Origin of the sequence: Lysinibacillus sp. NPDC059133 (assembly GCF_042755925.1) — a bacterium.
In the GTDB taxonomy this organism is placed as follows: domain Bacteria; phylum Bacillota; class Bacilli; order Bacillales_A; family Planococcaceae; genus Lysinibacillus.
Genome location: NZ_JBHZDH010000051.1, coordinates 32,383 through 40,316 on the forward strand (window position 1 = coordinate 32,383; position 7,934 = coordinate 40,316).

The window sequence follows — 7,934 nt, forward strand, 5'->3', positions numbered from 1 at the left end:
CTACAAATGTTTTTTGTAGCGAAAGCAAAGCGGCAGCTACAGAAGTCATTACCTCTATAGATGGTGAGATGAATTGGATTTAAACTACTTTTCAGCGGGTGTTCAAACACCCGCTGAAATAGAGAGGAACTCAGACTAAGAACTTACATCCTGTGAAAACATCTGAGTGACCAACATCGTGTCGCTGCCTCTGCACTTTCGCACAGAAAACTAATTATTGCCCCGACGCCCCTATGAATGGGCCCAGCGGAAATCAACCCACGATATCGTGATGAGCCTAAGTATTACTTTTGTAACAAAAAATACAAGATTAAATGCGGAATAATGTAATAGATTTATTGAAATTTTATAATTATCAATTTACAATATATTACTCAATAATCTTTTGATCTCGTTTATATAACTGATAGAGTTTAATAAGTGCTCGCTTTTCAATGCGAGATACATAACTACGAGAAATACTTAAACGTGCAGCGATTTCCTTTTGTGTGAGTGCATCCTGCTGGTTAAGACCATAGCGAAGTGTAACGATTTCGAGCTCACGTTCGTCGAGCATATGCAAATAATGATATAGTTGTGCAACATGTTCTTTATGTTCAAGTTTTTCTGTTGCACTCTCTTCATCGCATTGTAAGAGATCTCGGATTTGTAGGGCATTACCATCTTTATCTGTACCGATTGGCTCAAATAAGGAAACATCTTTTTGCACTTTTTTCTGTGTACGAAGATGCATTAAAATTTCATTTTCGATACAGCGGGCGGCGTAAGTGGCAAGACGGGTTTTTTTGTCAGGCGTATAACTTTCTACGGCTTTCATCAGACCAATAGTACCGATGGAAATATAATCATCAAGTTGCTCATGCTTTGGGTGGAATTTTTTCACAACGTGTGCGACAAGTCTCATATTGCGTTCAATTAGGTCAAGACGCGCTTGCTCATCACCGCCTAAAAATCGTTCAATACAAGCAGCTTCCTCTTCCTTTGAAAAGGGTTTATGGAAAGTTTGCCCCTTTAAATAGCCAAGTAATGCTGGGATCTCAAGCCATAACTGCAACATAGATGTAAAAATTCCGCTCATTGAATGATTTCATCCTTTCCCCATTTTTCGACAGTATATGTTATAAAGCTGTGTTAAATGAAAAAAAGTGCAACAGCAAATGCGCTGTTACACTTTTTTTAACGTGATTGTACTAATCATTAGTAATGCTAGTATTGGGAATAGGAAAAGATAAAATGCCGGGTGGAACGTATTAGAGGCAAAATACGTTAAAGTTAAGATCGTACCTGCCGCTGTAATTGGTAACCCTGTAAAATAGCCGTTTGCTTCTGAAATATTGAAGCGAGCTAATCTCATCGCACCGCAGATGATATACAAAACTGTCATCGTCATGCCGACAAAACCAAAGTCGTCTAAGACAACTTTATACATTAATAATGCAGGCGCCACACCAAATGATATAATATCACTCATAGAATCTAATTGTTTACCTAAATCAGACACTTGTCCAAGTGCTCTAGCTACCTTCCCGTCATAGCGATCAAGAAGGGCTGCGATAAAGATAAACAAGACACTGTAGCTATAGTATTCGTGTAGTGTAGCCATTATGGCCGCGCCGCCGAAGGACATATTACTGATTGTGATCAAGTTTGCTGCTTGCGATTTCATTTTCTTAACCGTGGTATCCACCAACTTGTGATAAAAAAACAAGGGGGATCACTCCTTTGCACTTAAGATATTGTACCATTATACTTCGAATGCGAAAAAATTGACAGTCTAAATTAATCGATAGGGGTTTTGTTTTATGAAAGAAAAACTATATCAACGCTTTATTGAATTAACAAATGGTAAGCAATCCTCTCACCTTTTGCAATCTATTGCAAAAGCAAAGTGGAGTAAACGTATTATTCCTAGTTACATGAAGGTATACGACATTAAGCTTGAAGAGGTTGCAAAACAACAACAACAATTTTCAAGTTTACATGACTTTTTTACAAGAGAGCTTTTAGAAGAGGCACGTCCAATTGAACAAAATCCAAATACCTATGTAAGTCCAGTGGATGCCAAAGTAGAATCGTTTGGGCGTATCGAATGGGATATGACATTTCTTGTAAAGGGTAAACCTTATTCATTACAAGATTTACTAGGCAATACAGAACGTGCTTCACAATATGCAGATGGACATTTTATCGTGTTTTACTTGAGTCCGGCAGATTATCACCGTATTCATAGCCCGATTGATGGAGAAGTGCTAAGACAATATACACTTGGTCAAAAATCCTATCCTGTTAATCAGCTCGGTCTTACATACGGTAAAAAACCAATTTCACACAATTATCGTTCAGTAACGGAGCTGAAAGTGGCTAATAAACAGCAGATGGCGTTTATTAAAGTTGGTGCTACCTTTGTAAACTCTATTGTGCTCACTAATACAACAACGCAGTGGTGTAAGGGTGAAGAAGTCGGATATTTTTCATTTGGCTCAACAGTAGTTATGCTGTTTGAAAAGGATGTAATAGAATTTACGGAAAATGTTGTACAAGGAAGCCCAATTCGAATGGGTGAAGCCTTCGCAAATATGCTATAATGGTCGAATAATACGTTTAGATTAGGGGTCGCTATTTTGTATAATTTTTTATTACCAGATGAATTTGTCACGAGTATTTATGAAATTACACCGGAAAAGCTTCAAGACTTAGGCATTAAAGGTATTATTACGGATTTAGATAATACGCTTGTGGAATGGGACCGTGCAGATGCAACGGAAGAGCTTATTATTTGGCTTCGCATTATGAAAGAATCAGGCATTCGGGTTATTATTGCGTCGAATAACAAAGAAGCACGTGTAAAGCAATTTGCTGAGCCATTAGGTATTCCTTATATTCATAAGGCGAGAAAGCCACTTCGTAATGCCTTTTATAGTGCGATTATTCAATTAGGGTTACGACCACAGGAAGTAGTAATGGTAGGAGACCAACTACTAACAGATGTAATGGGCGCAAATCGCTTAGGCTTGCATACGGTACTAGTAAAACCAGTTGCACAATCAGATGGGCTCGTAACAAAATTCAATCGATTTATTGAACGTCGTGTGTTCAATAATTTGAAACGAAAAGGAATCACTACTTGGGAGGAAAAAGAATGAACGAAATGCCAAATTGTATTGGCTGTGGTACAACAATTCAAACAGAAGATAAAACAGCAGTTGGGTATGCACCCCCATCATCATTAGAAAAAGACGTGGTCATTTGCCAACGTTGCTTCCGTTTGAAAAATTATAATGAAATTCAACCAGTGTCATTAACAGATGACGACTTTTTACGCATATTAAACGGTCTTGGAACACAGCAAGGCTTAATCGTAAAAATTGTTGATATATTTGACTTCAATGGGAGCTGGCTACCAGGACTTCACCGCTTCGTTGGGAAAAATCCTGTGTTATTAATCGCGAATAAAGCCGATCTATTACCGAAATCTGTGAAACCGAAAAAAGTGATTAATTGGCTAAAACGAGAAGCAAAAGCTCTAGGTCTACAACCTGTCGATGTACTTTTAGTGAGTGCTCATAAAGGGAAAGGGATGGCTGAAGCGATGGAAGCCATTGATGAGTACCGTAATGGACAAAATGTGTACGTTGTAGGTTGTACTAATGTTGGGAAATCCACGTTCATTAATCGCATTATCAAGCAGGCAACTGGTGAAGGTGAGGTTATTACAACTTCTCATTTCCCAGGTACAACTTTAGATATGATTGAAATTCCACTAGATGATGGTAGTGCATTATATGATACACCAGGAATTATTAATCATCATCAGATGGCACACCATATTGACGCTAGCGAATTAAAATATATTATGCCTAAAAAAGAAATAAAGCCAAAAGTGTATCAACAAAATGCAGGACAAACATTATTTATTGGCGCCCTTGCTCGTTTTGACTTTATTCAAGGAGATCGTTCTGCATTTACGGTTCACGTGGCAAACGACTTACCAATACACCGTACAAAGCTTGATAAGGCAGATACATTGTATGCAGAGCATAAGGGTGAATTGCTGGCTCCACCAACTGCCGAATTTATAGAACAGCTACCGCCATTAGTGCGTCATGAGTTCTCTATCAAAGAAGCGAAAACAGATGTTGTATTCTCTGGTCTTGGATGGATTACTGTGCAGCATGCTGATGTAGTTGTAGCGGCTTATGCGCCAAAAGGTGTACAAGTTTCAATTCGCCCATCACTTATTTAGGATGTACAAGTAGAGAAGAGGGACTAGGAAATGAAGAAATGGTTTGCGGTTATTGGTGATCCGATTGAGCATTCAAAATCCCCAGCAATGCACAATGCTTGGTTCGAGGAACGGTCGATAGATGCGGCATATATTCCAGTGCATGTACCTTCTGAAAATTTGGAGTCGGCGGTTTCTGGCTTGAAAACATTAGGTGCAAGTGGCTGGAATATTACAATCCCACATAAAACAGCAATCATTCCTTATTTAGATGAGCTAGATGAGTTGGCCGAAAAAATGGGGGCTGTCAATACGGTTGTCCGAACAAAAGAAGGAAAGTTAAAGGGATACAATACTGACGGTGTTGGTTTTGTGCGCTCGCTAGAGGAAGCGGTTGGTAAGTCACATAAAGACAAGCCAGTTCTTCTGATTGGTGCAGGCGGTGCAGCTCGTGGTATCGCTTTTGCTATGCAACAGCAAGGTTATACGAATTTAACCATTGCAAACCGCACAGTGGCAAATGCCCAAGCAATTGTCGATGAAATGGGTATAGGTCATGCAATTTCTTTAGCAGACGCTGAGGAATCATTAGCTGATTTTGGCATTTTAGTGCAAATGACATCGGCTGGACTTGCTACGGGCAATTTTTCAATGCCATTTTCACTAGAACGACTTGCAGAAGGCGCAATTGTGGCCGATATTGTGTATAATCCATTAATGACGCCTTTTTTAAAAGCGGCTGAGGAAAAGGGAGCAACCGTCGTTACGGGTCTTGGAATGTTCGTTCACCAAGGGGCTATTGCTTTTGAGCATTGGCTTGGTGAATACCCAAATACAAATTCAATGATTGTGCAATTAAAGGCGCAATTAGGAGGAAATTAATTTTTATGTTAACAAGTAAACAAAAACGTTTTTTACGTGCAGAAGCACATCATTTAACACCGATTTTCCAAGTAGGAAAAGGCGGCGTTAATGACGAAATGACAAAGCAAATTCGTGAAGCATTAGAAGTAAGAGAGTTGATTAAGGTACGTATTTTAGATAACTGTGAAGAGGACAAGCATGAAGTGGCAGAAGCACTTGCTAAAGGTACACATGCAGAGCTTGTGCAATTAATTGGGCTGACAGTTGTTTTATATAAAGAATCACGCAATCATAAAAAGATTGCACTACCAAAAGCAACGAAATAAGGTGAGACGATGAAAAAGGTCGGTTTACTGGGAGGTACATTTAATCCACCACATAATGGACATTTAATGATGGCTAATGAAGTACTTCATGCTTTAGATCTAGATGAAGTTCGCTTTATGCCCAATGCGTTACCACCACATAAGTTTGCACGTCATGATGCTAGTGATGTGGAGCGCCTTGAAATGGTAAGGCGTGCAATAAGTCCATATCCGTATTTTTCTGTGGAGTCGTATGAGGTGGATAAGGGTGGCGTATCCTATTCATATAAGACACTTTCTGCGATGTGCATAAGGGAGCCTAATGTGAAATTTTACTTTATCATTGGCGGCGACATGATTGATTCGCTTCATACATGGTACTGTATTGATGAATTAGTGAAGCTTGTGCAATTTGTAGGAGTAAATCGTCCAGGAACAGAGGCCACAACAGAGTATCCTATAATAATGGTGGAAGCTCCCCAAATCGATCTATCGTCCACACTGCTTCGTGAACGCCTTGCCACTGGAGGAACGGTTACTTTTTTACTGCCAGAAGCGGTAGAGACGTTCATACGAGAGGAAGGTCTTTATGGAACGCGAACAGTACTTAGCGGCGATTAAGCCACGAATGCCTGAGAAGCGCTATATTCATACCATTGGTGTAATGGAAACGGCCATTGAGCTAGCCAAATTTTATGGTGAGGATGAAAAAAAGGCTGAGATCGCAGCTATCCTTCACGATATTGCGAAATATGCAGATATTGAATGGATGGAGCAAATCATCCTAGATGAAAAATTAGATGCTCGCCTTATTGGCTGGGGTAGTGAATTACTACATGGTCCAGTAGGTGCTTATATTGCAGAAAGCGAATTTGGCATTACTGATGAGGATATGTTAAATGCTATTCGTTTTCATACAACAGGACGAGTGGGTATGAGCCGTTTAGAAAAAATTATTTTTGTTGCAGATATGATTGAACCCAATCGTAAATTTGATGGTGTTGATCGTCTGCGAAAAAAAGCAAAGAAAAATTTGGATAAAGTGATGAGTGCTTGTGTGTGCCATACATTGGCATTTTTAATTGACACAAAACAAGCAATTTATCCATTATCAATAGAATGTTACAACGATATGATGAAAAGAGAGGACAGTGAAGGATGACTTCAACTTTATTACAATCAGCTTACAAAGCAATTGACGACAAACACGGTGAGGATATTGTCGTTTTAAATATGGAAGGCATTTCACTTTTAGCAGATTACTTTATTATTGCTCATGGTAATTCTGACCGCCAAGTGCAAGCAATCGCACGTGAATTACAAGAGGTAGCAGTAAAAGAGGGCTATGAAATTCGTCGTGTAGAAGGCTTCGATGGAGCACGCTGGGTTCTTGTGGATCTTGGGGATGTTGTCGCGCATGTATTCCATAAAGATGAACGTTCTTATTATAATTTAGAACGTCTATGGGGCGATGCACCGCAACTAGACATGCCAGAGGATTAAGTGTGAGTAGCTACGAACGATTTGCACACGTGTATGACGAGCTGCAAACGGATATCCCTTATGAACGTTATGTGGGATGGGTTTTGCAGCATGCATCGAGCAGTCAATACCCGAATCTTTTAGATATCGGCTGCGGTACAGGTGTGCTTAGCCTGTTGTTTGCGCAGGCAGGTTACAAGGTAAGTGGGGTTGATTTATCGGAAAGTATGCTCTCCATTGCCGCAGAGCGCTTTGCTGATGCAGGATTACATGTGCCTCTCTATTGTTTGTCGATGGATGAATTAGAGGGCTTTGAGGCGCTTGACGTTGTAACGATTGCTATTGATTCGCTGAATTATGTAGTGGAAGAAAAAGCTGTGTATTCAACATTAGAACGTATTCATGGTGCTTTACGAGATGGAGGGCAACTGTTTTTTGATGTGCATTCGTTATTTAAAATGAATGATATATTTTTAGACGGTCCGTTTACGTATGACGATGGTGACATTAGCTATGTATGGCATACGGAGCCTGGCGATTTTGAACATTCCGTTGTCCACCAAATGACATTTTATGTGCGTGATGCTGCGAGTGATTTGTATGAACGCTTCGACGAGGAACATAACCAGCGCACATTCTCAATCGATCAGTATATGGCATGGCTTCAAAAAATTGGATTTAGACATGTAGAAGTAACAGCGGATTTTACAGATGAAGGTCCTGAATATGAAAGTGAACGCATTTTTATTCGTGCGGTGAAATAGAAGAACAGCTTGCTGGTTAACTAACCAGTGAGCTGTTTTTACTTTTCATTGTCAAATATCATTTAAATCTTCAATAAATAGCATTATTAAATTTAGAATTAAAAGTATTTTGTTTCGGAAATTAACTTTCCAAAAATATAATAATGATAATATCAAAATTTTAGCACATTACCATAACGTGTGATTGATTTGCGATCCGACTGGGCGCTTTGTTGCTGTCGCTTCGCTTTCGCACAGATAAAACATTTGTTGCTGTCGCTTCGCTTTCGCACAGATAAAACATTTGTTGCTGTCGCT

Annotated in this window: 11 protein-coding genes; 9 read left to right on the plus strand and 2 right to left on the minus strand. The window is 39.5% G+C overall.

All coding sequences use genetic code 11. From position 1 onward, the window contains the following. Positions 1–370 precede the first annotated feature (370 nt). Together sigK and pssA are read right to left on the minus strand one after the other, a co-directional pair. Complete coding sequence (gene sigK / locus ACFXN8_RS20955) at positions 371–1,078, minus strand: RNA polymerase sporulation sigma factor SigK (RefSeq protein ID WP_370042001.1); 708 nt, start codon at positions 1,076–1,078, stop codon at positions 371–373. Between the two features lie 87 nt (positions 1,079–1,165). After that, positions 1,166–1,666 (minus strand): CDP-diacylglycerol--serine O-phosphatidyltransferase, encoded by a 501-nt coding sequence (pssA, locus tag ACFXN8_RS20960; protein WP_386847505.1) that lies wholly within the window; start codon positions 1,664–1,666, stop codon positions 1,166–1,168. A gap of 136 nt (positions 1,667–1,802) precedes the next feature. On the opposite strand from pssA, the gene ACFXN8_RS20965 reads away from it, so the two are divergent. Genes ACFXN8_RS20965 through ACFXN8_RS21005 form a run of 9 tightly spaced genes read left to right on the plus strand, consistent with a single transcriptional unit; the run spans position 1,803 to position 7,637 of the window. Further along, positions 1,803–2,585, plus strand: coding sequence for a phosphatidylserine decarboxylase (locus ACFXN8_RS20965; protein WP_386847501.1), 783 nt, complete (start codon positions 1,803–1,805; stop codon positions 2,583–2,585). Positions 2,586–2,621: 36 nt separating this feature from the next. Further along, positions 2,622–3,143 carry a YqeG family HAD IIIA-type phosphatase gene (locus ACFXN8_RS20970; RefSeq protein ID WP_053484739.1) on the plus strand — a complete coding sequence of 174 codons (522 nt, stop codon included), beginning with the start codon at positions 2,622–2,624 and terminating at the stop codon, positions 3,141–3,143. Next, on the plus strand, positions 3,140–4,243 hold the full coding sequence (yqeH, locus tag ACFXN8_RS20975) for a ribosome biogenesis GTPase YqeH (protein ID WP_386847502.1): 1,104 nt from the start codon (positions 3,140–3,142) through the stop codon (positions 4,241–4,243). The genes ACFXN8_RS20970 and yqeH overlap by 4 nt, the downstream gene beginning before the upstream one ends. A 30-nt stretch (positions 4,244–4,273) precedes the next feature. Next, positions 4,274–5,104 carry a shikimate dehydrogenase gene (gene aroE, locus ACFXN8_RS20980; protein ID WP_376073748.1) on the plus strand — a complete coding sequence of 277 codons (831 nt, stop codon included), beginning with the start codon at positions 4,274–4,276 and terminating at the stop codon, positions 5,102–5,104. A 5-nt stretch (positions 5,105–5,109) separates the two neighbouring features. Continuing rightward, positions 5,110–5,412, plus strand: coding sequence for a ribosome assembly RNA-binding protein YhbY (gene yhbY / locus ACFXN8_RS20985; RefSeq protein ID WP_376073747.1), 303 nt, complete (start codon positions 5,110–5,112; stop codon positions 5,410–5,412). Positions 5,413–5,421: 9 nt separating this feature from the next. Beyond that, on the plus strand, positions 5,422–6,012 hold the full coding sequence (locus tag ACFXN8_RS20990) for a nicotinate-nucleotide adenylyltransferase (RefSeq protein ID WP_376073746.1): 591 nt from the start codon (positions 5,422–5,424) through the stop codon (positions 6,010–6,012). Further along, positions 5,981–6,553, plus strand: a complete 573-nt coding sequence (yqeK, locus tag ACFXN8_RS20995) for a bis(5'-nucleosyl)-tetraphosphatase (symmetrical) YqeK (RefSeq protein ID WP_376073744.1) — start codon at positions 5,981–5,983, stop codon at positions 6,551–6,553. The genes ACFXN8_RS20990 and yqeK overlap by 32 nt, the downstream gene beginning before the upstream one ends. Next, positions 6,550–6,894, plus strand: coding sequence for a ribosome silencing factor (rsfS, locus tag ACFXN8_RS21000; protein ID WP_386847503.1), 345 nt, complete (start codon positions 6,550–6,552; stop codon positions 6,892–6,894). The genes yqeK and rsfS overlap by 4 nt, the downstream gene beginning before the upstream one ends. Before the next feature lie 2 nt (positions 6,895–6,896). Continuing rightward, on the plus strand, positions 6,897–7,637 hold the full coding sequence (locus ACFXN8_RS21005; RefSeq protein WP_386847504.1) for a class I SAM-dependent DNA methyltransferase: 741 nt from the start codon (positions 6,897–6,899) through the stop codon (positions 7,635–7,637). The last annotated feature ends 297 nt before the right edge of the window (positions 7,638–7,934 follow it).